At 55.9% G+C, this 26313-nt stretch carries 18 protein-coding genes; 16 read left to right on the forward strand and 2 right to left on the reverse strand.

The annotated features are described in order from the left end of the window. Positions 1 to 129: 129 nt before the first annotated feature. Both ACSQ3H_RS25180 and ACSQ3H_RS25185 read right to left on the reverse strand, forming a co-directional pair. Entirely contained in the window at positions 130 to 1368 is a 1239-nt protein-coding gene (locus tag ACSQ3H_RS25180) for a glycosyltransferase family 4 protein (RefSeq protein WP_436119843.1), read from the reverse strand. Between the two features lie 44 nt (positions 1369 to 1412). Further along, positions 1413 to 1982, reverse strand: coding sequence for a MarR family transcriptional regulator (locus tag ACSQ3H_RS25185; RefSeq protein WP_436120002.1), 570 nt, complete (start codon positions 1980 to 1982; stop codon positions 1413 to 1415). A gap of 199 nt (positions 1983 to 2181) precedes the next feature. On the opposite strand from ACSQ3H_RS25185, the gene ACSQ3H_RS25190 reads away from it, so the two are divergent. The 16 genes from ACSQ3H_RS25190 (at position 2182) to ACSQ3H_RS25265 (ending at position 26117) form a co-directional block, all read left to right on the forward strand. Then, a complete protein-coding gene (locus ACSQ3H_RS25190; RefSeq protein WP_436119844.1) occupies positions 2182 to 3951 on the forward strand; it encodes a type I secretion system permease/ATPase in 1770 nt (589 codons plus the stop codon). Further along, the gene (locus ACSQ3H_RS25195) at positions 3948 to 5366 is read left to right on the forward strand and encodes an HlyD family type I secretion periplasmic adaptor subunit (protein WP_436119845.1); all 1419 of its coding nucleotides are present in this window, start codon (positions 3948 to 3950) and stop codon (positions 5364 to 5366) included. Before ACSQ3H_RS25190 ends, ACSQ3H_RS25195 begins: the two co-directional genes overlap by 4 nt. A gap of 291 nt (positions 5367 to 5657) precedes the next feature. Beyond that, positions 5658 to 6317 carry a calcium-binding protein gene (locus tag ACSQ3H_RS25200; RefSeq protein ID WP_436119846.1) on the forward strand — a complete coding sequence of 220 codons (660 nt, stop codon included), beginning with the start codon at positions 5658 to 5660 and terminating at the stop codon, positions 6315 to 6317. A 71-nt stretch (positions 6318 to 6388) separates the two neighbouring features. Then, the gene (locus ACSQ3H_RS25205) at positions 6389 to 8662 is read left to right on the forward strand and encodes a glycosyltransferase family 2 protein (protein WP_436119847.1); all 2274 of its coding nucleotides are present in this window, start codon (positions 6389 to 6391) and stop codon (positions 8660 to 8662) included. Continuing rightward, positions 8659 to 9504, forward strand: coding sequence for a class I SAM-dependent methyltransferase (locus tag ACSQ3H_RS25210; protein ID WP_436119848.1), 846 nt, complete (start codon positions 8659 to 8661; stop codon positions 9502 to 9504). Before ACSQ3H_RS25205 ends, ACSQ3H_RS25210 begins: the two co-directional genes overlap by 4 nt. Then, a complete protein-coding gene (locus ACSQ3H_RS25215; RefSeq protein WP_436119849.1) occupies positions 9501 to 10763 on the forward strand; it encodes a glycosyltransferase family 4 protein in 1263 nt (420 codons plus the stop codon). The genes ACSQ3H_RS25210 and ACSQ3H_RS25215 overlap by 4 nt, the downstream gene beginning before the upstream one ends. A 10-nt stretch (positions 10764 to 10773) precedes the next feature. Further along, positions 10774 to 11547 (forward strand): hypothetical protein, encoded by a 774-nt coding sequence (locus ACSQ3H_RS25220; RefSeq protein ID WP_436119850.1) that lies wholly within the window; start codon positions 10774 to 10776, stop codon positions 11545 to 11547. A gap of 17 nt (positions 11548 to 11564) precedes the next feature. After that, entirely contained in the window at positions 11565 to 13805 is a 2241-nt protein-coding gene (locus tag ACSQ3H_RS25225) for a hypothetical protein (RefSeq protein WP_436119851.1), read from the forward strand. Then, the gene (locus ACSQ3H_RS25230; protein ID WP_436119852.1) at positions 13802 to 15130 is read left to right on the forward strand and encodes a glycosyltransferase family 4 protein; all 1329 of its coding nucleotides are present in this window, start codon (positions 13802 to 13804) and stop codon (positions 15128 to 15130) included. The genes ACSQ3H_RS25225 and ACSQ3H_RS25230 overlap by 4 nt, the downstream gene beginning before the upstream one ends. Before the next feature lie 38 nt (positions 15131 to 15168). Next, positions 15169 to 16356 (forward strand): polysaccharide pyruvyl transferase family protein, encoded by a 1188-nt coding sequence (locus tag ACSQ3H_RS25235; protein ID WP_436119853.1) that lies wholly within the window; start codon positions 15169 to 15171, stop codon positions 16354 to 16356. Between the two features lie 123 nt (positions 16357 to 16479). Continuing rightward, positions 16480 to 17499, forward strand: a complete 1020-nt coding sequence (gene galE, locus ACSQ3H_RS25240; protein WP_436119854.1) for a UDP-glucose 4-epimerase GalE — start codon at positions 16480 to 16482, stop codon at positions 17497 to 17499. A 268-nt stretch (positions 17500 to 17767) separates the two neighbouring features. Further along, positions 17768 to 19297, forward strand: coding sequence for a DUF6212 domain-containing protein (locus ACSQ3H_RS25245; protein ID WP_436119855.1), 1530 nt, complete (start codon positions 17768 to 17770; stop codon positions 19295 to 19297). Between the two features lie 4 nt (positions 19298 to 19301). After that, entirely contained in the window at positions 19302 to 22172 is a 2871-nt protein-coding gene (locus tag ACSQ3H_RS25250) for a glycosyltransferase (protein WP_436119856.1), read from the forward strand. 2 nt (positions 22173 to 22174) lie between these two features. Beyond that, positions 22175 to 23515, forward strand: coding sequence for a polysaccharide pyruvyl transferase family protein (locus ACSQ3H_RS25255; protein WP_436119857.1), 1341 nt, complete (start codon positions 22175 to 22177; stop codon positions 23513 to 23515). Then, positions 23512 to 24351, forward strand: coding sequence for a glycoside hydrolase family 16 protein (locus ACSQ3H_RS25260; RefSeq protein ID WP_436119858.1), 840 nt, complete (start codon positions 23512 to 23514; stop codon positions 24349 to 24351). The genes ACSQ3H_RS25255 and ACSQ3H_RS25260 overlap by 4 nt, the downstream gene beginning before the upstream one ends. Next, a complete protein-coding gene (locus ACSQ3H_RS25265; RefSeq protein WP_436119859.1) occupies positions 24348 to 26117 on the forward strand; it encodes a CDC27 family protein in 1770 nt (589 codons plus the stop codon). The genes ACSQ3H_RS25260 and ACSQ3H_RS25265 overlap by 4 nt, the downstream gene beginning before the upstream one ends. Positions 26118 to 26313: the final 196 nt, after the last annotated feature.

A 26313-nucleotide genomic window follows, 5' to 3' on the forward strand; every position in this document is an offset into this window, starting at 1 on the left:
AGTGACCTTAATTTTTTATACCCTGTTTTTTTGAACGTAAATGTAATTCCCAGAAATTATTCATATCGATTTAGGCGTAATGATTTTGAATCCAATATTTCCAGTGTCGCGTGCGCGTTTCGCGTTATTTCAGCGAAGCGATCCGCTGGGCGCAGCTCTGACCACCGAATTGATAAGAGCTTTCTGCCGTGAAAGACAATCCGTCAGCCGGAAGCGATTCTCGATCGTCTTCCGTGCGGCAATGCGCAAAGGCAGAAAATCGTCAGGCTTTTGCAGTACTCGAAGGATCGTATCGGCCAAAGCATCGGTATCAAAGAATGGCACGAGGAGGCCATTCGTTCCGGATCGGATAATCTCCTGAACCGGCTGAGTATCGGAGCCGATAATCAGGGCGCCACATGACATCGCCTCGATCACCGACCACGACAGCACGAAAGGATAGGTCAGATAAATATGCGCCGTCGATATCTGGTAGAGCTGGCGCAGGAGATCGTGCGAAATGGCCCCCGGAAACAGGATCCTGTCGGGCGGAATATCATGGCTGGCGAGCAGCGCATCCTTCCACGATCCACCACCGGGCGGCGGTGTGCCATAACTCACGCCATCGCCGCCGACGAAAATGAAAAGCGCGTCTGAATTCTGGCGTATGACCTTCGCCGCCGCTTCGAGTGCTTGCGGAAAACCGCGATAGGGTTCGAGGTCTCGCGCGACGAACGTGATGATCGGCGGATCGCCCGCTTTCAACACGCGCCCGTCAGGCAGCCTGAGCGACGCATGCCGGTCGGGACGGAAAATCTGCGTATCGACACCCTCATGACAAACAGCGATCCGGCTCTGAGCTGATGCCGGATAGAGGCTCTTTTGCCAACGGGTGGGGCTGATCCCGCCGTCGATGGTTTCCAGTGAGAGAAGTTGCGCAACGTTGCGCAGGCGCAATCGTTTACGCGTTTCAGCATCCGGATTGTCGTCGGGAGCAAATCCCACGTCAGCGCCTTCGGCCTTGTAGAAAAATTCGCAATAACCGATAGCCGGCACTTTTGGCAGGATATCCTTGACGAACATCATGCTGCCCCAGCCAATATGACCGATGACAATATCCGGCTGCTCGCCGTGGCGCACCATCGCATCGAATGTTTCCGCCACACGGTGACCAATGCGAACATGGTGGTCCGGAATGCCCAGATGCCTGGCCATCTGGGCATCAGCCCGGGGTCCTGGTTCCACTCGGTGCAAGATCACGCGGACTGACGGGAGGCGCCGGTCCACGGTCTCACAAATAAGGCTGACGTCATGCCCGCTCGTTGCGAGATGCTCAGCCAAGGCTGCGAACTGGCCAAAGCCACGCCTATGAACAAAAGCCACATGCATGAGTTCAGCCCCTTCCGGGACTCAAGACACTGTTCGAACGGGAATCAGATGCCGTAACGTGCGGCATTGCCCCAAACCAGTTCGAGCCTGTGCAGCGTCTGGAACGCGATTTCGAGATTGCGGAGATCATCGGCATCCCTGGCAAGAACACGATTATATGCCCCGCCAGCGTCACGCAGATTGGCGCAAAGCTGCTCTCCCTTTTCCGTCAATCGAATCCTTGCAGACCGCTTGTCCCGTTGGGATGCGACCCTGCCGATGTAACCCCCATCGGCAAGCTGCTTCAGATAGTAGGAAATGTTCGAACCGACATAGTGCCCCCGGTCCAGCAATTCCCCGACGGAAAGTTCGACGTCGCCGATAGCCATCAGGACCATTGCCTGCGCCGGACCGACGTCTTCAATCCCCAGCTTCGTCATTTCTGTTCTGAGCAGACTTGCGAAGCGACGATTTACTCTCTCAATCATTCGAGCTAGCTCGAAGTGTGTAACTACGACCGTATGAACTGGGTGTCTATGTCCCTGTTTTTCCGCAGTAATTTCGGGGAAATCGGCGGCGTAATATCCATCAATAGATGCTTCGACTTCCACTCCTTCGTGCAGAAGTTTCTGTATCATCTTTGTCTCCATGGTCATTTTACTTCAAAATTTGAAGTAAGTTGCGAGTGTATTTTCGATTCTCCTTCGCTTTTTTCCCCACCATATGATCTTTTTTCTGTCACATTCTGCACGGTATTACTTTACTAGTCTCTGGTCTTAGACCAAGGTCGTAGGGGCTAACTGGCAGCTGTGTCATTTCCAAGGCAGATTACACATGAGTGATACTCGTCAAATCGATGCAAATGGCAAGAGCCATGTTGGAAAAAAAGCGACGACGCCGGGGGTCCCGACGCCGCAAACGCTGATTTTCAAGGCCCGCCGTGTTTTTCTGGCAGGTCTCCTCTACGCCGTATTGCTTAGTTTCTGTATCAGCCTTTTGCAACTTACGGTACCCCTTTACATGTTGCAGGTGCATGACAGGGTACTGAACAGCCGCAGCACCGACACTCTGCTCATGCTGACGGTCTTGGCTGTAGGCGCTTTGTTGGTATACGGCATTCTCGAATTTATCCGCGCTTTGTCCTTCCAGGCGATGGGTAGCGCGCTTGTGCGCCGGCTAAATCTGCCGATTCTGACCGCTGCCGTGCAGGCATCAGTGGATCAGGGCCTTCCCAAGGCCACGCAATCGTTGCGCGATCTCACTGAATTGCGAACTTTTTTGACTTCTTCGGCCGTAAGCGCCCCGCTTGATGCTGCGTGGTCGCCCGTCTTTCTCACCGTGCTTTTCCTGCTGCATCCCGTTTTCGGGATCATCGGCGTCGTGGGCGTAATCATCCTTATTTGTTGTGGCGTGGTTACTGATCTCTTAACCCGCAGCCTGCTCAAGGACGCCAATCAGGCCAATATCGAGGCTATTTCAAAAATCGGTGCAACGCTGCGTCATGCCGAGGCGATCGAGGCCATGGGAATGTTGCCCGCTCTGGCGAGGCGCTGGCGTGGTCTGCAGATGAATGCACTGGATCTACTCGATCTTGGAGGTACCCGCAGCCGTGCAATGGCATCGATTGCGCGCACCCTGCGCTTCATGATTCAGGTCGCGACGCTTGGTGGCGGAACCCTGCTGGCGATGGAGCAGGAAATTTCGCCTGGAGCGATGATCGCAACGAGCATTATCGTTGGCCGTCTGCTCATGCCTTTCGACCATGTGGTCGAGACGTGGCGTCAGTGGGTGAATGCGGTTGGGAACTGGCAGCGGATCCAGGCCTTGCTCGCGCAGAACCTGGCCGTGCGCCAGACCATGCCTACGCCAAGGCCTCATGGCGATCTGATCATCGACAGGCTTGTCTATGCGGCTCCGGGCGTCGAGATGCCGATCATCAAGGGCATTTCCTTCAGCCTGTCGCCAGGTGAAGTTCTTGGCATTGTCGGCCCATCCGCTGCCGGCAAGTCGACGCTGGCTCGGCTCATGATCGGGATCGTAAAGCCGACATCGGGCGGCGTATTCCTCGACGGAAACAATGTCTATCTCTGGGAACGTGGGTCCTTCGGAGAGATTGCCGGCTATCTGCCGCAATCGGTGGCACTGCTGGAAGGCACCATTCAGGATAATATCGCGCGCATGGGCGACAGCGATCCTCACCGGGTTCTTGAGGCGGCGCGGCTTGCCGATGTGCATGAAATGATCGGACGCCTGCCACTTGGTTACGACACGCCGGTGGGCGACGGGAAGTTGACGCTTTCCGGCGGTCAGCGTCAACGTATCGGCCTTGCCCGATGCCTTTACAATCGCCCTCGGCTCATCGTGCTCGATGAGCCGAATGCCAATCTCGATGCAGTCGGCGAAAGAGCGCTGATGCGTGCGATCGAACAAGCCCGTGATGATGGAGCAATCGTGGTGATGATTGCCCACCGCCCAACAATCATGCAGGTGGCCGACAAGCTGCTTGTGCTGGAGAACGGGCGCATCACGCAGTTCGGCCCACGAACGGATGTTGTTTCGTCCATCACCCCGACCGGTCCGAAAATGGGAGCCACAGCATCATGACCGGCAATACAAATCTACAAAAGCGCGCCCCTCAGCTATTGGCGCCACGTACCGTATCGGGCGGCGAAGCCGTGCCGACCAAGTTTGGGTCCGTTCGTCCGGAATGGGTTACCGACCTGGAACAGGAAGACGCAAAATCACCGCTGCGCAAGCTGATCATCGCCGGCGCATCGACGATTTTAATAGCGTTTGGCGGCTTTTTCGGATGGGCCTATTCGGCAGAACTTGGCAGTGCCGCAGTCTCACTTGGGACTGTGATCGTCGATTCGAAGCGTAAAACAGTCAGCCATCTTGAGGGAGGCATTCTCGATCGTCTCCTGGTGCAGGAAGGCGACGAGGTGAAAGTAGGTCAGCCGCTGGTCCGGCTTGACGACACCAAGGCACGCTCCGAGTTGCAATCCCTGCAAAGCCGCCGGGTCGGTCTAATCGCCAAGTTGGCGCGACTGCGTGCCGAGCAGGCAGGGGAAACGCAAATCAGGTTTCCGGAAAACTTTGGTGAGATGGGTGATATTTCTGCTGAAAGTGCAATGAGGGCGGAAAAGATTTTTTTTGAGAAACGCTACACCCAGAAAATGAGCCGCATCGATATCCAGCAAAAGACCATTGAGCAATATACAGAGCAGGCGAAGTCATCGGATGCCCAGATCGCGGCAACTGACCGGCAGATCGAATTGATCAATGAACAACGAGAGGCGATTGCCGGCCTTGTCAAAAAGGGTTTTGCCCAGAAATCGAAGTTGACCGAGATCGATACCAGGTTGAGCGAGCTCGCGGGAACCCGCGGTGAGTATGCGGGTGACAAGGCGAAGGCCGAGCAGGCCAAGGCAGGCGCAGAATTCTCCCTCACGGGCATTGAAAGCGATCTGCAGTCGGAGATTGCCGGAGAAATTACTACGAGCCAGGTCGACCTGGCCGACACGGAAGAGCGCATTGTGGCTGCCAAGGACGTCATGCGCCGCGTCGAAATACGTTCGCCGCAAGCCGGCATCGTAGCCAACATACGTTTGCGGACACCTGGCGGCGTTGTGGCCGCTGGCGAAGCCATACTCGATATCGTACCGGAAAATGAACCGCTGGTTGTCGAAATGAAGATCAGCCCGCGCGACATTGACAGTGTGGTTGTCAGCTCGCCGGTGCAGGTTCGCCTCACGGCCTATAACCAGCGTTCGCTATCGCCGCTCGACGGCAAGATCACTTATGTGGCCGCGGATCAGGTTATCGATGAAAAAAGCGATACGGCCTACTTTGTTGCGCGTGCGGAAATCGCACCTCAATCACTTGTCGCCAACCCTACGATCAAACTCTACCCAGGCATGCCGGCCGAGGTGCTGATCGTCCACAAGCCACGCAAAGCGATCGAGTACATCACTTCCCCGATCTCCGACAGCTTCAACCGTGCGTTCAGAGAGGATTAGTTAGAAGATTCCCATCGCAGCGCACCATATTTGGCGATATTTCAAATTTCGAATTAAATTACGCTTAATACAAAATGATATAACAAGTAGTTTTGCTTTAATCAGGAATTAGCCACTAATATAAAAATGTCATAATACATGGGCGTAATAATTTGTTACTATGGATTGCCACATTTATATTCTTAGTCTAGATTGCATTTCGATTTGGTGCAGCGCACAATCGTTAAGGCATCGATCGTCGGAACCTTTCCGGCAATTTGTAGACTCAAAGCAGGACAGAAGGAGAAGCAGATGGCCACTTTAGAAGGCGGCGCCTACGACGACGTTTTGTTTGGCTCGCGTTTTGACGACTTCATCCACGCCAATGGCGGTGATGATGTTGTTTTTGGCTCGAACGGAAATGATTCGATATTTGGTGACGCCGGCGACGATTTGTTGTTCGGCGGCAATGGCAGTGATTCCATCTTCGGCGGTGAGGGAACCGATATCCTCTTCGGCGACAATGGTAACGACGTACTGAGCGGTAACGAGGGAAATGACGTTCTCTTCGGTGGCCACGGAGATGATGTTCTTTCCGGCGGTGCCGGTTCGGATCTCTTGTTCGGCGATGCTGGAAACGATGTTCTTTCCGGTGGTGCCGGCGATGACACTCTCTTTGGTGGCGCAGGCAATGATACACTCATTGGCGGCGCAGGCAGTGATGTATTCCTGTTCACTGGCGGCGGCGGTAACGACGTCGTGCTCGATTTTACCCCTGGTGAAGACGTCCTCCAGATCTCCAGCGGCATCAACGGGCAGGACATTCATTCGGCTGATGACCTCGCCTCACGCGTTACGCAGGTTGGTGGCAACGTTGTCGTCGATCTCGGTCATGGCGATTCAGTTACACTCGTTGGCGTCAATGCCGACGATGTCACAGAACATCCAGGCGACTACTTCGTCGTCCATTGATAGCGATTACGGCGTGCCCTGCCTTCCGGCCGGGCACGCTTTCTTTCCGATGTGAATGAAAGGGCAACGTGTTGAACCTCGACCATTCGACGGATATTGCAGGCGACACCGAGGCCATTTCAATCTCGCGTCTCTGTGCAGATGTGGCCGTCGTGATCTGGGACCTTCCGGGTTCCATGCGGGCGTCGACGAAATGCACGCTCGAGGCGCCGGAACCGCTCGTTCCGCTCATCAGCCTGAGCATTCCCCTTGAAACGGGCGGCCAGCGTATTCTTTGGGCCATGCGCACCAAGGAGGAGCCGATCAGTCTCACCCTTACTGCAGGTGCGCTCGGGCCGACCGAGCAGGCTGTTCTTTATCCGGCAGTTGAACTTGGCTCTTTTAATGTGGATCGCGCCGTCGATAATCTCGCGGCTGCCGGACATATCAAGCTGCTCAACAATATGCTGAGCACCTGGCGCAGCGCCTTTCGCCTGTCGCAGAACCAGATTTTTGCCAGCGTTGTTCGCGAAATCACCCTGGCGCTGACGCCGGAGCCGCGGCAAGTGCGCGGTTGTGGTCAGCCGATTGACGGGGAGCACCTGCTGGAAACCGCACTGGATCCGGACCTTGGCGATGTGACAGCCATCTATGCAATCAGCGCCAATTCCGTAACTACCTTGCCGACGAAGCTGGTTATGGGCGGCCAATCCAAAAAAGGCTGGCAGTCGTGCCATCTCCTTGTGGAGTCCGCTCGGGCGCTGCCGCAATCTTTGCTCTTCGTGCTCTGCGGGAAAAACGGTGTCGCCGTTCGCAAATTATCCGATAGCGGCGGCCCGATTGATTTTTCGAAGTGGTGGGCAAAGCGGCAGCACGATGTGGAACTGCGTGAGTTCCTCGTGCGTCAATTGGCACAAGTGCCTGGCGCTGGCGCCGCCACGGCTATCGATATGCAGATGCGCGCGCCGTTACCGGTCCGCCAGATCGCAAAGTCGGCGACGCATCCTGCGGCCGAAATCGATCTCGCGCTGGCACTCGATGGCGGTCTGCTCGTTGGCGGCTGGACCCATGATCCAGCAGCCATGCTTTCCCGGATCGAATATCTTGCGGAAGATGGAAGTGCCCTGCCACTCCAGCCCAATTTCTACAAATTTCCTGGCAAGACGGGCGAACGCGAGGATGGGCTTGGCGCCGATGTAACCGGTTTTGTCGCCTGGCTGCCGCAGGCCAAGAATCTTGGCCCATTGCTGCAGCCGCGTTTTCAGATGCGGCTCGTCTCAGGTGCGACGTTGATGCTGGTGCCGCCAATGCAGCCATTTGAACCTTCGGCGCAGCGTAACCGCATTTTGCGGGCGGTACCGCCGCAGCACGCACGTAGCCAGGTGTTCGAAAACATTCTTGCGCCAGCCCTGGAAGAGGTCGAGCAAAAGCTTGGTCAAACGGTGCGTATTGCAGATGTCAAGGAATACGGCCAAGGATCGGCTGCGCCTCTGGTCTCGATCGTCATCCCCCTCTACCGTAACCTCGACTTTTTGCGCTTCCAGCTCTCGGCTATGGCAACCGATCCCTGGCTTGTCGGGAATGCAGAAGTGATCTTTGTGCTCGATTCTCCTGAAATCCAGGATGATACGGAGCACATGCTTGGCGGGCTGCACATCCTGCACGATTTGCCGATGAAGCTTGCCACCATGAATCGCAACAGCGGGTATGCCCGTGCCTGCAACGCCGGTGCGAGCCTTGCGACAGGCACCATCCTGGTGATGTTGAATTCCGACGTCGTTCCCTGCAAGGCTGGCTGGCTGGATGAACTCACCCGGCCGTTGTTCGAACAGAAGAAGCTGGGTGCGATCGGGCCGAAACTGCTTTTCGAAGATGGCTCCTTGCAACATGCTGGACTATACTTCGCCCGCGATCAGCGCGGCATCTGGCTCAACCATCATTTCTACAAGGGCATGCCGGGCTATTATTCGCCGGCTCAGATCGCCCGTACAGTGCCGGGTGTTACCGGCGCGTGCCTTGTAACCCGCAAGGACATTTACGATCTGGTTGGCGGCTTCACCGAGGACTACGTCATCGGGGACTACGAAGACAGTGACCTCTGCCTGAAGATCCGGCAGATCGGTTTTCAGGTCGCTTACGAGCCAAGCGTTGCTCTCTATCACTTCGAACGCCGGTCTATCCGCCGTAGCAGCGACTACATGCGGGGCCTCGCGAGCCAATATAATTCCTGGCTTCATACAAAGCGCTGGGACGACGACATTGCCGAATTAATGACGACCTATCTCGATGAAGCGGTGCCCGATCAAATGAACGGGAACACCGTCACTTCCTTCGTCAAGGAAAAGTCTGAAAGGAGCGCCGCTTGACTGAGGTTATTGCACTCAAGACAGCTTTTACCGAACCTGCCCCCGCATTCAATAATGATCACGTCGAATGGCTGATGGAAGCCGTCCTGCGCAATCGGTTTCTCCCTTGTCCTGACCCAGACAGCATTTTCGTCGGAGACGGCAATTTCCAGGCCGTCGGCGCGGAGTTCCTCGGTCATTTCATCCGCAAGGGCTGCTTGCTTCCGGAAAGCCGAGTGCTTGATATCGGTTGTGGCATCGGGCGCATGGCTGTCCCGCTAACCCAGTATCTCGACTTTGCAAAAGGCAGCTATTGCGGCATCGATCCGGTTGCCGGCGGCATCAACTGGTGCCGGCAGATGATCAGTCCGGTCTATTCCAACTTCGAATTCCGCCACCTGGATATCGCCCACTCGCTGTATAATCCGAAGGGTGCGATCGACGGGCTCGAACTCGTCTTGCCATATGAAGACCGGCAGTTCGATTTCATTATCATGACGTCTGTCGTCACTCATCTGCCGGATGAAGAGGTGAGCGCCTATCTCCGCGAGGTGGAACGGGTTCTTGCGCCCGGTGGCCGCCTGTTCATGACTTGCTTTGTTGTCGATACGGTTGCCGCAGAGAATCCATTGAAGAAGCGTGATGCGCGGCTCGGATTTCAGCGTTACGATGAAGGTCCGTGCTGGTTCGTTCCAGAGCTGCCGCCACTGGCTGCGGTGGGTTTCGACGATGGATTTCTGGATGGTGCGCTAACGCGTGCCGGTCTGTCGATCGCAACCAAGTCATTCGGTCACTGGCGCGGTATCCCCTCGGATCACTATCAGGATCTCTTCGTTGCAGAACTGAGTGAGGATAGCCGATGACTTCGCGCGTCCTCGTCGCTGCTCATAATCACCCGGCTTTGCATCCAGGTGGCACGGAAATATTCGCCCACGACCTTTTCCGTGCCTATCAGCGGGCTGGATGCGAAGCTCTCTTCCTTGGCGCAACCAACCACATTCACCGTGAGGCGCGGCCGGGAACAAGCTTTCAGAGTATCGGCACCAACGGCGATGAAATCTTGCTGTGGTCGGGGCACTTCGACAGGTTCTTCATGAGCCAGGTCGATCTTTATGGGATCGTGCCGGACATCGTAGAACTCCTTCGCGATTTCCGGCCGGACGTCGTGCATTTGCATCATCTCCTGCTTTTGGGCGCGGAGTTTCCGCATATCGTGCGTCGCACGCTGCCCGAATGCCGCATCGTCATGACGCTGCATGATTATTATCCGATCTGTCACCATGACGGCTTGATGGTACGCACAACGAGCAAGGAACTATGCCACGGTGCGAGTCCGGACCGGTGCCACAGTTGTTTCAAGGATATTGCCCTCGACAAGTTTGTTCTGCGCGAGCGCCATCTGAAGTCTCTTTTGAGTGCTGTCGATGGTTTCGTGTCGCCGAGCACATTTCTCAAGCAGCGCTATGTCGATTGGGGTATTTCCGAAAATTTGATCAGCGTGATCCCCAATGGCCAGCCCGAGCGGGTTAAGGTGAAAAAGCCGGAGACCACACAGCGTACCAAGCCGGTTTTTGGCTATTTCGGTAATCTCAATCCATGGAAAGGTGCGACTGTGCTGCTCGAAGCAGCAAAGCAGCTGATTTCCGAAGGTCTCGACTTCGAGCTGCGGGTGCACGGCGCGGCTCCTTTCCAGAGCGAAAGCTTCGTTGCCGATATCGATCGCCTTTTTGCTGAAACGTCGCCAACCGTGCAACGCCGCGGCGCCTACCGTCGGCAAGATATCGTCGATCTGATCGCCACGGTCGATTGCGCGATCATGCCTTCAATCTGGTGGGAAAATGCACCGCTGGTGATCCAGGAAGCGCAGGGCCAGAATTGCCCGGTGATTACCAGCAATATCGGCGGCATGGCCGAAATGATCGAAAACGGCGTCAACGGCCTGACTGTTCCGCCAAATGATCCTATGGCGCTGGCGGCCGCCATGCGGCGTATCGCCGAAGATTCTGAACTGCGCCAGAATCTTGCCTTGGGGGCTCGCCACCCCGCCACCATTGACACGACGGCCGCGCGCTATCTTGATTTGATCGAGACGCTGCGTCCGGCACATGTCGAAGCAGCCTGAAAGGACCATTATGTCTATTGTGACAAAAGTGTCGGCACAGGCTCCCGTGCAGCCGAGTGCCATTCCTGTGCAGAATAATGAACAGCCCCCAAAGGTCGAACCGACAAAGGGACGCGTCGATGCAATCGATGACGGCCGTTTGTTCGGTTGGGCATTCGATCCGGCAGCTCCAACCAAGCGACTGACCATTCGCGTGCTTCTGGATGGCAAGCCTATTGCCGAGGCCGTAGCCGACAAGGACCGTCCAGACCTGAAGCGTTCCGGTATTGGCGATGGCGCGCACGCATTCGACGTGATGCTTCCGCAATTCGCCGCGATGCGCGCCGGCGAACTGGTGGTCGTTGCCATAAGCGGCGCAGGTGTCGAACAGGCCTTGCGTGTTCCAAAGCCTGATGAGCAAGCCGCTGAAGCACTGATCGCCGCTCCGATGACACGCATTCTCGACAAGCTCGATATGCTGATGGCGGCGCAGAGGCAATTGCAAGTCAACCAGCGTTCGCTGCAGCGTGTTGCGCCTGTCATAGACGGAACGGGCAGCAGTGCCGCTGTCGACGCCGCTGATGTCAGCAATTCGATCGAAAATCTGCGCGGTGACGTCAACCAGCGCCTGACGGAACTCGATGTTCATCTGATGCGAATGGACGGCGTCGTCGCGGGAATGGAAAAGCGCATGGAGTCGCTGCAAAAACGATCCAATGGCGACGTCAAACCATTGTTGCTGCTGCTATTCGTTCTGGTTGGCTTTGCTGCCGGGGCTGTCTTGTCAATATCGGTCATGCCTTGATCATGGAGCAGATCTGAATGCTTCGAGACGACAAAAACGTTTTGCCGACAAAGACCGGTAAAACCCCGGAACGTCTTCCTGTGGTGATGCAAGGCGAGATGGTCGTTGGTTGCCCCATTGACGATACGCTTGTTCTTGTTCTCGGCATCGGCAGCCTGACCTCGGAACAGGCCACTGTTTTCCTCAATGGCGATCCCGCCATGAGCGTGAAGGTGACCCTTGTCAGCTGGCCGCTTAAAGATGCGTCGCCCGCCGGTACCCACGGATTTGTGGCGATTGTTCCGACCAATATTCTGCGCCGTGGTTCACTGAAGACCATCATGTTTCAGCACAAGGCCAACGTGACACGCTACGCCTTTGCAAGCCGTGCAGCCTCGACCGGCGAATTGATCGCCATGATCACCGATCTGGCCGGTTCCAACTTGCCTTCTGTGATCGATGGGCTGGTGGAAGGCCTGATTTCAGGACCGATCGGCCGCAAGAAACTTTCGGCGATCACCGTTCTGTTGCAGGCGGGTGCACGTTCCGACGGTTGCATCGAACTGATCGGCGGTAGCGATGAAGGTGAGATCTTTGTACAAGGCTGGGCGCAGGACCTGACACCTTCCGTGACACGGCTCCTGATCAGCGGCCGGTCGCCGTCCCTCGCGGAATGTGCGATCAGCGTCTTTGCGCGGCCAGATTTGAACGAGCAATCTTCGGGTTTCGCTGGTCTGTTGCTCGCGAATGAAATCGTTGAGCCGAATGATATCGAGCGTCTGTTGTTTCGCGGCCGCCGTGGCTGGCGCTTCACCGAAGTTTATGATCGGCGCCTGATTGCGGGCGCTCGCGAAACTCCCAGCCATGTGCGAGCAATCCTGCCTCGCGTTCGCAGTTCGACCGAGATTCTCCTTCGCATGCGCTCGGCCGCCAATCGTTTCGATGGAACAGAGACGGTTTCCAGCTTGCCATTTCCGGTTCGTATGGGCATCGACCATGTATTTCGTGTCGAGGGTAGTGGCCTTCTTGTCTCCGGCTGGTTGCTTGATCCAGACAATCATGTGGGGGATGTCAAATTGCGCCGGCATCGCGGCGAAACGCAGCTCGATGCAAACTGGACGCGTATCGACAGGCCCGATGTTACACGCGAATTCGACAACAAACCGCCGTTCAATGCCGGGCTCGATCCTAATCGGCATGCACATGGGTTCGTTGCCTTCGCACCGGAACTCGAAGGTGACAGCACGGCACCCTTCTATGTGGAGCTTGGTCTGAGCGATGGGCGGCGCGCGTTCATGCCTTTGACGCCGACGCGGATCACGTCGCGCGATGCAGTTGTCCGGCAGATCCGCGCAATAGACCCCAATGCATGGGCGCTTCGGCATATTGTCGATCAGCAGCTGGTACCGTTGTTGCGAGGAGTGAATCGCCCTGCCCCTGAAATCTATGGTGTGGTCGATCTAGGTTCTTTCGAGGAAGTTCTTGGACCAACGCTGATTATTGGCGTCGATGAGCGTGTGGAAGAGATCGCGCCGCTTATTGCCTTGCTCGCCCTTGATCCGGAAACCCGCCGGGCACCTATCGTTATTGCCGCGGCAACCGAGATTGTCGATCGCATCGGTGTGCAGGTGCGCAGGCTTGCCGATTTCTATGGTCTGCATCTGCGTCTTGTTTCGGCGAGCGGCTCGGAAGACCTTTACGATGCCTTGGAAGTGGGCGCCCGGGCGGTTTCCACCGAGACGGTGGTTTTCTTGGCTGCGTCGCTGCTTCCACGCAATGCGGGCTGGTTCAACAAGTTGCTGGCGGCCTATGAGGCGCGCAAGGAATGCGTCCTCTCCCCTACCCTTGCTTACGAAGACGATTCGATCCGTTGGGCCGGCACATGGGTTGCGGGCGCACAATCCGACCGTGCTCTGATCAGCCGTTATGCCGGCTATCCCATCGACGCCGTAACCGGTATGGCGACGACCGAAGTGGCGACCGCGACATTCGAATGTTGCGTCATGCCAAGGAATGCCTTGTTTTCCGTCGACGGGTTTACGCGCGGATATCTCGGCACGCATGAAAAAGGTCTGGATCTCGGTCTGAAGCTCAAGCAATCCGGCCTCAAATCCTACTGGCTGCCATCCGCGCAAATGCTGGGCTCCGACGACATTTCCGTTGCGGACAAGGCGTCGACCATTGCGCTTATCGAGCGTATCGACCGTCAGGTCTTCGATGCCCGCTGGGCAAACATCCTTACAAAAGATCGCACAACAACAGCGGAGGCAGCGGTATGACCGAACAACTCCGGGTTCTGGTGATTTCGCACGCCCATCCCAGTATTTCACTGGGCGGCGGCGAGATCGCATCTTACAATCTACATAAAGGGCTGAACACCTTGCCCGGCTTGCAGTCCGTCTATCTGGCTCGGGCCAGTCATCCAATACCGCGTCATGGCACCACCGCTCTGATGAGTCTGCGCCGCAGCAGCGACGAAATCCTGTTCCACGCGGACGAATACGACCATTTCTACCTGTCGAATAACAATACTGATGAAATCCGGCGCGACCTCCTGCGCTTTGTCGGCGATCTCAATCCGCATGTCGTGCACTTTCATCACGTGATGGGGCTTGGTCTCGAGACGCTTTACGCCATCCGCGAGGCGTTGCCCGATACGGCAATCCTGGTAACGTTCCATGAGTATCTGTCGATCTGCAACAATGACGGCCAGATGGTGAAGGCCGGCTCGTCGAAGCTCTGCAACGAGGCATCGCCGATCGACTGCCACGCCTGTTTTCCCGACGTTCCGCCTGCCCGCTTTCTGAAGCGTGAACGATTTGTCCGCGGAATGCTCGAACTTGCCGACGCCTTTGTTGCGCCCAGTGTCTTTCTCGCCCGGAAATATGCGGAATGGGGTCTTGATCCCGACAAGCTACACGTGATCGAGAACGGCATCTCCGTCGAGAGCGTGACGCCGCCACGGGAATTGACGGGCCCAAAGCCGCGTCGCAACCGTTTTGCCTATTTCGGACAGATGACACCCTATAAGGGCATAGATGTCCTGGTTGACGCCGTGTCCCGTGTACCGGATGAAATATGGGGCGCGGATTCTCGCTTGATGATTTTTGGCGGTAATCTCGAAAAACAGCCACGCGAATTTCAGGAACGTATGGAAAAGCTGATCGGAGAAGCCGGCTCGCGCGTACGGTTCTACGGGGCCTATCAAAACGCTGAAATGCCACGCCTCATGCAATCGGTCGACTGGGTCGTGATGCCTTCGATCTGGTGGGAAAATTCGCCGATCGTTATTCAGGAGGCATTGCATCATCGCCGGCCGATTATCTGCTCCAATATTGGCGGGATGGCCGAAAAAGTACGCGATGGTGAGGATGGCCTGCATTTTCGTGTTCGCAGCGCCGAAGATCTTGCCGACCGTTTTACAGAGGTATTGAGTGATCCATTGATCTGGGACCGTCTTCATCACAGTGCTCGCCAGCCGACGAATTATATCGACTGCGCCGAAGAACATGTCGCTCTCTATGGCGACCTGCTCAAATCTGGTCGGCAAGAGCCAATCAACATAGCCGCAAGGACCGACGTCGTTCTTTCGCAAGCAAGCTGAATTTCCTTCAGCTTTCAACGCCACGAGAAGGAAACCCCATGGCACGTGTACTCGTAATGATCCCATCAGGCGAGGTCTACGATCACGACAGTGTTCGCTGGTACCAGCACAGCAATGTGCAGGGTAATATCAATCACTACCATAATATCGGCGACGCTTTTGTCTTCGATTCGTCGTTGAAATTGATGAATTACGAAAAGCTCGCTGAATTGCCGATCATGAATCCGAACATGGATCACATCGATCGCCTGCGGCAGGAATATGACTATGTCATTCTTCGCGGCTCGAACTACGTTCACCAGCACATGGACTGGACCAACGCCATCCCGGTCCTGAAGCGGCTCGGTTTGCCGGTGATTGCCTTTGGTATCGGGGCTCAGGCTCCGGTCAAAGGCCAGTTGGAACTCTCCGAACAAACGAAGACGGTGCTGAAAGTGATGGCGGACTCAACAGTTTCGGTCGGCGTGCGCGGAGCTTATTCCGCGCAGGTCATGAGTGATATCGGCATCAAAAATGTTCGCATTATTGGCTGCCCGACGGCATTCCGCCGCAACGAGCCCGAGATGCGAGTAAAGCTGACGCCGCTTGAGGAGGTGCGCGATATCGGGATCACCATTCGGCGTGAGGTCTCACCGACCTACGCCCAGGATATCGAGCGTTACCTGACGTTTCATCGCGATCTCGTCAAGGAAATGGCTGAGCGCTTTGACGCGACCCTGATGGCGCAGGGCGAAGTGGAGGAGAAGAAACTGGTTCTCGGGACCGATGACCAGAAAGAAGAAGCGATTGCGGCTCTGAAAGCAAACAAATGGGCTTCCGACTGGTATCTGGATGAGACAGTCGAGAAGCTCTACCGCGAGCGCATGTTCTACTCCGATGTCGTTGCTGATTATGAGAGCCTTGTCCGGACAAAGGACCTCGTTCTTGGCTATCGCTTGCATGGCAATCTCATGGCATTGGCCAATGGCGTGCCGTCGATCTATTTCACCTATGACAGCCGCACTGTGGAGTTTGCCGAGACCTATCAAATTCCAAGCTTCGATGTTTTCAGCGACGGGAAATTCAGGCTGGAAGATTATTGGGACCAGTCGCTCTTCGACAAATACAATCGGGCCTGGTACCGGACCTATGGCGAAATGTACCGGTTTCTGACGGAAAACGGTGTGGATCACAAAATGGTGGAGACTGAAAAGCAGGTGCCGGATTCGGTTCGCAGGGTCGCATGATACCAGCACGACTTTCATGGGAGGAACGCAGCAGGGTTGGGGAGGTCTAACCAAAATTCGCTAATTGGCAAAAGCCAGGTTCTTACAAACAATCCCTCAAGCAGAATTCCAGGAGTTTCCCCCATGACCGTTCTTGTTACAGGTGGTGCAGGCTATATAGGCAGTCACATGGTGCTCGCTTTGAAAGATGCGGGCAGGTCCGTTGTCGTACTCGATGATCTGAGCTGTGGTTTTTCCTGGCTGGTGCCGGAGGATGTCCCGCTCATCGAGGGCGACGTCGGTGATCAGGCGCTCGTGCGCGAATTGATCCGCAGTCACGAAGTGACCGCGATCCTGCATTTTGCCGGCTCGATCGTTGTGCCCGATTCCGTGCGCGATCCGCTTTTCTATTACCGCAACAACACAGTGCAATCGCGTGCGCTAATCGAAGCGGCTATCGCCGAAGGTATCGAGCATTTCATTTTTTCGTCGACGGCCGCCGTCTATGGCGAGCCCGAGAAGACGCCAATCACCGAAGAGATGCCGCATCAGCCCATCTCGCCCTATGGCACGTCAAAACTGATGACGGAGTGGATGCTGCGCGACGCGGCAGTCGCTCACCCTGACTTCAACTACGTTGCGCTGCGCTATTTCAACGTGGCCGGCGCCGATCCGCAACTGCGTTCCGGACAATCGTTCCCGCGCGCAACCCATCTGATCAAGATCGCCAGCCAGGCTGCGACGGGCGAACGCTCGCATATCGAAGTCTACGGTACGGACTACCCGACGGCCGACGGAACCTGCATCCGCGATTATATCCACGTCAGCGATCTGGCCCAGGCACATCTCTATGCGCTGAATTATCTGGAAGCTGGCGGCAAAAGCACGGCCGCCAATTGCGGATATGGTTACGGCTACTCGGTGCTTGAGATCATTGATGCGGTCAAACGCGTATCGGGCGTTGATTTTCCGGTACGCATGGCGCCCCGGCGTGCCGGTGATCCAGCCATTCTTGTGGCTGGCAATGATCGGGTTTGCAATGAATTTGGTTTCTCACCCAGGCGTGCCGATCTCGATCTGATCGTCGGGGACGCTCTCGCTTGGGAACGAAAGCTGCAATCGATGAAAGCAGCAGATGAACCGGAAGATCGCATCGCCGTCTAGCGATGGACCCTGAGTTTTCTATGACTGCGCCGGCGTTCGAAAGACGCCGGCGCAGTGCCTTATAGTATGCAACAATTGCTCAAATAGTTTGAATTTTGAAGTAAATTACTTCAACAATGATTTTAAGTTAAGTGAAGAATAAAATCATTTAATCGAAATATTTTTATTGTTGCGCTGCAATATAGTTATGTGACAAGCTTCATCAAGTTGCCATTATATTTGTCTAGAAACATGGTTCGACGCCTATGATTGGCCAAGGATGAGGGAAATGACGGTTCAGACTTCGTACAAGCTTTCGCCAGCTACGAAATCCTTGAGGGAAATCGACTTATTGAAAGAACCGATCCTGCTTCGCATGGGAATCGACCATGATGAACTTCCGGATGGTTTGTCAAAAGCCGTGAAAATTCTGGGCTTTGAGGGTGTCAAGGATGACGCGGCTATCTTGTCGGATGCATCCGGAAGGAAATTCGAGATGCATGAGGCGCCCTTGTGCACGCTGGCTGTTCTCATCAATCCCGTTCACCGGGGCCGGGAAAAGCGGCTGCTCGACTGGTTGAAAAGCCGTGGTGTGGTCGACGAACCAACGGTCTTCGAGTGGCATCCTGGCAAGGAGATTGAGACGGCAGGTCTGATCATCCAGAAGCTTGCAGGCCTGTTGGTATTCGACGCGCGGAAAATCACCCAGTCAAATCGCGAACTGCTTGCCTTGCGCACCTTGAATGACAATCTGCAGAACAGGTTTGCTGCAGTCGAAAGTTTTGTCGACAGGCAAGGATTGCAGCCCTTCGATATCGCTTTTTCAAACGAGCCGATCAGCAGTTCCTCACGTTCCAACGTTCTGGCCGATGCGTCGTTCGAAGGCGTATCGCAAATCCTTCCCGTCGCCAGTGCCGGCGTCAGCGCTGTTGCCATCCATTTCGAACGTCTGATACAACGTGACGACGCTACCCTGCATGCCCAACTTGTCACGCTTGAGGACATGTGCATCGTCGAAAGCTGGGTGGTACCGCTTTCAAAACTCGGTCAGGGCTGGAACTATCTGGGCCTTTCGCGAACGCTTGCCGGCTTGCGAAGGACGCTGAGCCTGCGCCTTCGTATCGAGGGCATGGATGACGAAATGCCTTTATTGTCACTTGGCGGGCTTCAGCCGCTCGAGATGTTTCAGGTTCGAGATGCGGCAAACGATACCCCACTACTGAAGAATAGCCTAGCAATGCAGATCTGGTGCGGCATGCCCGGTGTTCTGCTTCCGAGCTGGGCGAACTATTTGCCGGCTCAATCCCAGGAGGCAAAAAACGGAGGTTTCCGGGAAATGCCAATGGCAACCGGCATTCTCGAGCTGGCGGGCCTGTCCAATACGGACGAAATTTCATTTGAGTTCGCAGCCATCCTCCCTCTGCCGGAGGAAAGGGCCATCGGCTGTCATCCGCCATCAACTGGCATAACGATCGGCCATATACCGGCGGCTTGCCCCCCAAATATTCTGCGTGTCTCGTCCAGTGCAGTCATCGATAATGAAGAATCGAAGGATGTCGATTTTGCCATCGTTATTGCAAGCGATGTTCACAGCGCCCGCCAGCTCTTCGATGAGCAACGGATCGCTGGCGCCGGAGAAGGATTTTCAGGTTGGGTCAGCGTCGCACCCGGCGAGGAGCCGCGGCTCAACGCCTTCATCACCGAGCAGGTTGGTGTGTGGCAGAACATCTATATCGCGACCCGGATGAAGAACAATCCGGGAGACAACGCCTTCGCTTGGGCGAAATTCCGCAACATCAGCCTCATGGTCAACGGATAATTTCATGCTGGACCAGATCAACCGCCTTCGGGAACAGATCACGACAAAATTGCCATCCGATATTAGCGCGGACCATGCACTCTCTCCAAGGGTTGCGGTTCTCATCCCCGCTTATAAGCACTCCGTACTTCTCGCGGAGGCTGTCGAATCCGTTTTGGCGCAGGAAGCACCTTTCGATATTGCCGCGGTGATCATCGATGATGGCTGTCCTTATCCGGAAACGGGCGAAATCGGACGGACCTACGCGCTGGCTCATTCAAACGTCTTTTACCTGCGCAAGGCCAATGGGGGCCTGAGTTCTGCCCGCAACTACGGCATCGAATTTGCGTTGCGCAATTTCCCGGACCTCGAAGCGGTCTATTTCCTCGATGCCGACAATCGGATTACGCCCACGGCGATCCGCGACATTCTCGGCTTCATGAAGTCTGACGACAAGGTCGACTGGATCTATCCCAATATCGACAAGTTCGGCATCGAGTGGAATGGAAACTACACGACGCAGTACTCACGTCTTCTGCACCTGACTTTCGACAATATATGCGAAGCCGGCAGTCTGGTTTCGCGGCGTATGCTCGACGCTGGCGTTCGCTTCGATGAGAGCATGAAAGCTGGTTTTGAGGACTGGGACTTCTGGCTGCAAGCGATTGGACGCGGCTTCCTTGGTGCGAACTATCCCTTCTTCGGTTTCGAATACCGGCAACGCGCCGAAAGCATGCTGCGCGATTCAAACCGTACGCGTGAGGGCATCCTGACCTATATCCGCCAAAAGCATAAGAAGCTCTTTGCCGCCGAAACTCTGCTTGCCTGGGAACATGAGGAAACGCCGCGCTATGCTGCGATCGGCATGGGCACCTATGCGGTGGATCTGTTCACCGATCCGACAGTCGAGCATGCCAAATGCAGCCTGGAGGATTTTGTCACACGTTTCTGGGCAGCGAAGGCCGAGCCGGAAACCTTCGGTGTTCCGCCGTTCCTGTTGTGGATGACCGCAGCACACAGGGAGGCTCTGACCCGCCTCGGCTTGATCCATAATCTGCTGTGGCTGGGCGAGCGAATTTCCCAGAAGCACCATTTTGTCGCCATTCGCTTCGAGCGGAATAACGCCAAGGTCGGTATTGACATACGCAAGATCAGCGATGCGGAACCGCTTGCCGACAAGCCTTTTGGCTGGATGTGCACATTCGATATTTTCTCGACCTGCGCAGATGACGCATCCGACGATTGGACGCGCTCGCTGCACAAGCCGGTTCCAAGCCCCAATGTGATCGAGATCGTCATCAGCGGACCATTCACATCGAGAGAAATGCAAAGTACCGCCTTGTCCCCAACCAATGCCCTTCTGGCTACCCTGGGAGCGCTGCGCGATTCCGGTTATCGATTGCAGTCCAAAAACCGCTGGCTCTGGCGGTCGGTCTACTTCCCCAACCGCAGCCGCTATTTCGAATTGTTGCGGCATGCCGTGGGGGCACGACCGGTGATGCCAAGGCTCGCCCAAGCCTCCAATCCGCTGCGTGTCGGATTCCTTTTGCCTATCGGCAGTTTCGGCGGCGTCGAAAAAGTTGCTTATGCTGTGGCGCAGGCGTTGAAGAATGCGGGCTGTGAAGTCCATCTCTTCCTGCTTGGCAAGCCGGTTTATAATCGCATTCCTGAAAATGACGGGGTGTTCAAGACGGTTAACTTCCTCGCGGATGATTATCCGCTCTGGGGCGGTCCCAATCAGTTTGCCGGGCATGATTTGTTGATGGGGCATGACGAGGCCGCGAAAGCCGAGCAGATCATGGGATTTCTCGCCGGGCTAGATGTGGTGATCAACAATCAGGCAGCCCCGGTAAATTCCATGCTTGGCGAACTTCGCCGCCGCGGCATGAAGGTCCTGAACTATGTTCACGTGCTCGACAAATCGAAGATGGGACGCGATGCAGGCCATCCGTACCTCACGCTCGCCTTCGAGCACGTCTACGACACCATCCTGACCTGTTCCAGGGATATGGCTGAGTGGCTGCACGCCATGGGCGTCCCGGATGCCAAGCTGATGCATATCCAGAATGCTGCGAGCTACGCCCTATCGCCGAAAGATCAGGATGCCATTCTTACGGCGCGCCGCAACAGGCCGCAGCGCGACAGGCTCAATGTCCTTTTCCTGGGGCGGCTCGATGCCCAAAAGGGTATTGAGCGATTGCTCGCTTCCGTTCGCGAATTGCGGCAACGCTCAGCGCCGATCGATTGGAAAATCATCGGCAGTGACGTCATGGACGCCGGTGCCGGAGGCTCCTGGAAAGAACGCTTCGCCGAAATTGGTGTTCATGTCGAACCGCCGGTCTTTTCGAGCCGACATCTGAACAAAGCCTTCGCCTGGGCCGATGTGGTGGTGTTGCCGTCGCGCTGGGAAGGCGCACCACTGACCATTATCGAGGCGCAGCGTCTGGGTTGCGTGCCAATCGCGACGTCAGTCGGCGCAGTCGGCGAACTCATAGATCATGGTGTCGATGGCCTGCTGATCGAGTCGGCTGACGATAACGTCATCAGCCGGGAGCTGACTGAAATCATCATGGCTTTGTCCGAGGATCCAGCAGCGTTGCGCCGGCTCTCCGAAGCAGCCGCGGAACGCGGCGGTTCTCTCGCTTGGGAACAAAGTGTCGAGCCCTTGGTGCATCAGTTGAAGTCGTGGTTCCCAGACCGGCTTACCACGCGCCCGGTGGAAACGACCCTGAAGCTCGTCGAACAAACGGTTCCATCGATTTCGCCCGAGCGAATACCTTCTGTTGAACGGTTCCCGCGTGAGGTGGGACCCAAACAACGTGACGAAATTTCCGAAATCAGGCCGCTGCAGATCGCTGCTGCCGGATCAGCCCACATGAATAATTTGAGGAACTAACGATGAAGAAACTTTTTGTTCTGAACGGTGGCGCCGCGGTCAAGCCTGGCAACAAGTCCGCCTATCTCAAGTTCGAGGATCCGCTCGCAGCCTTCAACAAGGGCGGCATCAATACAGGCGACGTTCTCGTCTATGACGCCACGCTTAAAGCGCTTGCCTATGACGATATCAAGAACGTGCAATTCTCGCACGCCGGCAACGAAAAGCTCTGGCCGCAAGATGGAACTTATGACGCCACGGTCGTACGCGGTTCGAACTATCTGACGGAAACCGTCGATCTCGCCCATGTCGTACCATTGCTCAAGAAGCTGAAAGGCCCTGTCGTCGCCATCGGCGTTGGTGCACAAGCCGGCAAGTACAAGAAGCTCAACGTTCCGAAAGGAACCGTCGAGGCGTGGAAGATCATCGCTGACAAATGCGAGACGATCGGCGTCCGCGGCTTCTACAGTGCGGAGATATTCAACGATCTCGGCATCAAGAACGTGCGTGTGATCGGCTGCCCGAGCTTTTACCGTTCGCTACGCCCCTCGATCACGATCAAATCTATCGATCCGGCTACTGCGCGCGTCGGGCTGACGCTGAACAAATATCTTTCTGCTGACTACGCAAGCAATGCGACCAAGACCAACCGCATGCAGCGCGCGCTGATCGATGCGGTCGCCAAGCGCCCTTCGAGCAAACTCTATTCGCAGGGCGAACGCGAAGAGACACTCGCAATTTTCTCCTCCGGCAAGGAGAAGCAGGACAACATCAAGGCTATCCTCACCAAGTTCAATCTGCTTGGCCACGCCGAGGCTGAAGAGATGCTTAACAACCGCATGAGCGCCTTTTTCGATATCGAAGAATGGGCGGCCGACGCTGCTGCGAATGTGGATGTGATGGTTGGCTTCCGGCTGCACGGCAATGTGATCGCCCTGCACCAAGGAATTCCAGCGGTCTTCTTCACCTACGATTCGCGCATCCGGGAATTGTCATCGCTGTTTGCGATTCCGTCGATCGAGATCGAGGACTATCTGCCAATCAATCTGGAGAAGATGCTTGAGAAGGCGGACTTCTCCAAGGTCCAGCATGTTTATCGACTGAACTATGCCGAGTACCATCGCTTCCTGACCGAGAACAAACTGAACCACGTGCTGCCAAAGCCGGTAGCCGCACCTGCAGACAAGCCGCTGTCGGTACCCAATCTGGTGCAGGTTCCGCACAATATCCACGAAGCTGTGGCGTGGTTCCGCAGCGAGATCGATTTCATGACCGGAGAGGTGGAAACCTTGCGCAACCGTGCCTGGAATCTCGAAACCAGCCTGCGCGGCCTCAAGGAAGCTCCAGCCAAGGCCGTTGTATGAGGCAGAGCCGCGCGGAATTCAGCCGACGTTCTTTCCTTAGCCTTGCGGGTTTCGGGATTGCTTCGGCTGGATTGCTGGCGCGGCCGGCCCTTGCTCACGCACTTTGTTCGGATCTGCCCGCTCCGCTGCAACGCGCGAAAGGCAAATGGCAACTCTCGTTCAATGACGATTTCACCGACAATGCCGGCTTCGACCAGCGTTGGATCAAGGTGAATGACAACGGCGGAGAGACAAAGAGCGTCCGGATACCCGGGAATGTTGCGATCTCGGGTGCCGGGCTTTCACTGAAACTTGGCCGGAACATGGGCAAGCTCAGTGACAAGCGGCCGTTCACGGGCGGGTATGTGCGAACGCGCGATTTCCGCCAGTGCTACGGTTATTTCGAGTGCGAAATGAAGATCGCCAATGAGCCCGGCGTCAACAACGCGTTCTGGCTTACCTCCGTTCGTGAGAGTGAAGGCGATACGCGCTTTGAGCTCGATGTAGCAGAGGCCAAATACCCCAATCTGGTTCAGGTGACAGCGCATCGCTGGCTACCTGACAGGCAGGTTTTATCTAAAACCTATCGCCCGCGCTTGAAACTGGCCGATGCCTTCCATCGCTACGGCATGCTGTGGAGCAAGGAGCGGTTCCAGTTCTTCTTTGATGACCGGAAAATCTACGAGGTCGGAAACACCTTCGCACACACGCCTGCGCAGCTTCTCTTCAGCAATGCAGTCGCGTCCTTCGCCGGCAAAGATGACGGCGATGTAGATCGCGCGGCGACCTCGGTCAAAAGCATTCGCGTATTCCAAAACAGCGAGTGGCAGGACGTGCCGCTCTGGAGGTGTTCATGAGTGATGATTTCGTTTCCACGTCACGCGCTGACAAAAGCAAGAAATATCTCCTGGGCAAGGATGGCTGGATTTTTCTCGACCATGATTCAAATCGCGTTATCGACCAGATCACTGGCCGCCATTTGCTGGATCAGCAGAGTATCGACGCTTGGCGCAAGCTGATCCTCGACCGCGACCAATATGTAGCTTCGCTCGGAGCCCAACATCTGATGTTCGTCGCTCCCAACAAGGAACTTGTCTATTCGGAACAGCTTCCGGACTGGGTCGAGATCGCTGAACAGCGCCCTATCCAGCAGATCATGGCGGCGCTTGGTCCTAAACGTGCAAGGAAAATCATCTATCCCCTCAGCGCGATCCGCGCTGCCAAGGCCCAGGGGCTAACCTATCCGAAGACCGACACGCATTGGAGTGGGTTTGGCGCCTATATCGGCTATCAGGCCCTTTGCTCGGGCCTGTCGGAAAGCGGCATAGAGCCGTTGCGGGTCGAAGGCTCCAGAGTGGCTTTCGAACAGGTGCCCTATGTCGGTGATCTCGGTATCAAGTTCGAGCCTCCAGTCTCTGCGCCCACCCTATCCGCCCGCATTGAAGGCGCCGCTGGGCGGCTTGCCTTCGACAACCGAATTCCAAACCGCGGAAGGATCAGAGTTTTCGTCAACAAGGATACGACACTGCCGCGCTGCGTGATGTTCGGCGATTCCTTTGGTGGAAACTTGCTGCCTTTCCTCAAGGAGAGCTTCAGCACTCTCGTCTATGTTTACGGCAAGTCTTTCGATCGGGAATTGATTGAGGCTTATCAGCCGGACGTTGTCTTGTCGCAATTTGTCGAGCGCTTCTTGATCGAGCCACCCATTGATACGCCGCGCTTCACCTACGCTTCAGTGGTTCGTACCAAGCTGAAGCTTCTGTCGAAAGAAGATTTGGCTTTCGCAACACAACAGGCGGCCAGCATCGAACCTGCCATCTTCCCGGTTCGTGCCGTCTACCAAGGCTTATTATCCGCACATAGCGGCAGGGCCATTCTTCCCGATCTCGTTGCGGAGCTGAAAAACCATCATCCGGACAACCCAGAAGCACAACATATGATCTCGGTCGAACTGTCCCGGCTTGGTGAGAAGCTCGATGAGGCGCGAATCTATGCGGAACGCGCAGTCAGCGCTGAGCCATGGAATGCGCGCGCGCGGCATCAATTGGCGCTGACCCTGATGCGGCTGGAACAGCCTGAAGAAGCTGAGGCTCAGCTGCGCAAAGCAATCGAACTCGATGGCAGTGTCGATTGGTGGAACTACCAGCTGGCACAGGTGCTGTTCCGGCAACAAAAATACGATCCCTGCACCGATGCCTTGCGCGAATATATCTCCCGTCGGCCGGATTCGTCCGATGCGTGGCAATTGCTTGGGCGTTGCTACGAAGCTTTGAACAATATCGAAGATGCGGCCGAAGCCTTCGTGCGGGCATCCGATGCCAAGCCCGAATGGACCTGGCCGCTGCTCAAGCTCGCCAATCTTCGCGTCCACAGCAAGACCAACCCGGAACAGGGTTTGATCGCGACAGATCGCCTGCTCGAAATACTCTTCCAAGCGCGCGAACGCGCCGAAGTCTACATACTGAGATCGCAATTGTACGAGGTGAACGGGCAGCGCGATAAGGCTATCGACGCCGCAGTTCGGAGCACTGAACTTGCGCCGGATTGGCAATGGGCGGAGAAGACGCTGGCGCGTTTACGTGCACAGAAAACACGCCAGGCGAATGTGGCCAGACCCGCATAGCGATACACCAATACGTGTCTTCTGACTTTCGTCTAATTGCTGCTTGACAAGAATTGCTTGCCCGTATTTTAATCGTGCCTGCAGATTGAGCATGATATCTGCAATCACATGACTTCGATGGTCGACGGGCAGTTTCGCCCCATGACGCCCCGTCCTAGATGGGAGCAGGCGTCGTGGGGTTTTTTGTATTGGCAGG

The organism is Phyllobacterium sp. LjRoot231 (assembly GCF_964253365.1).
Lineage (GTDB): Bacteria > Pseudomonadota > Alphaproteobacteria > Rhizobiales > Rhizobiaceae > Phyllobacterium.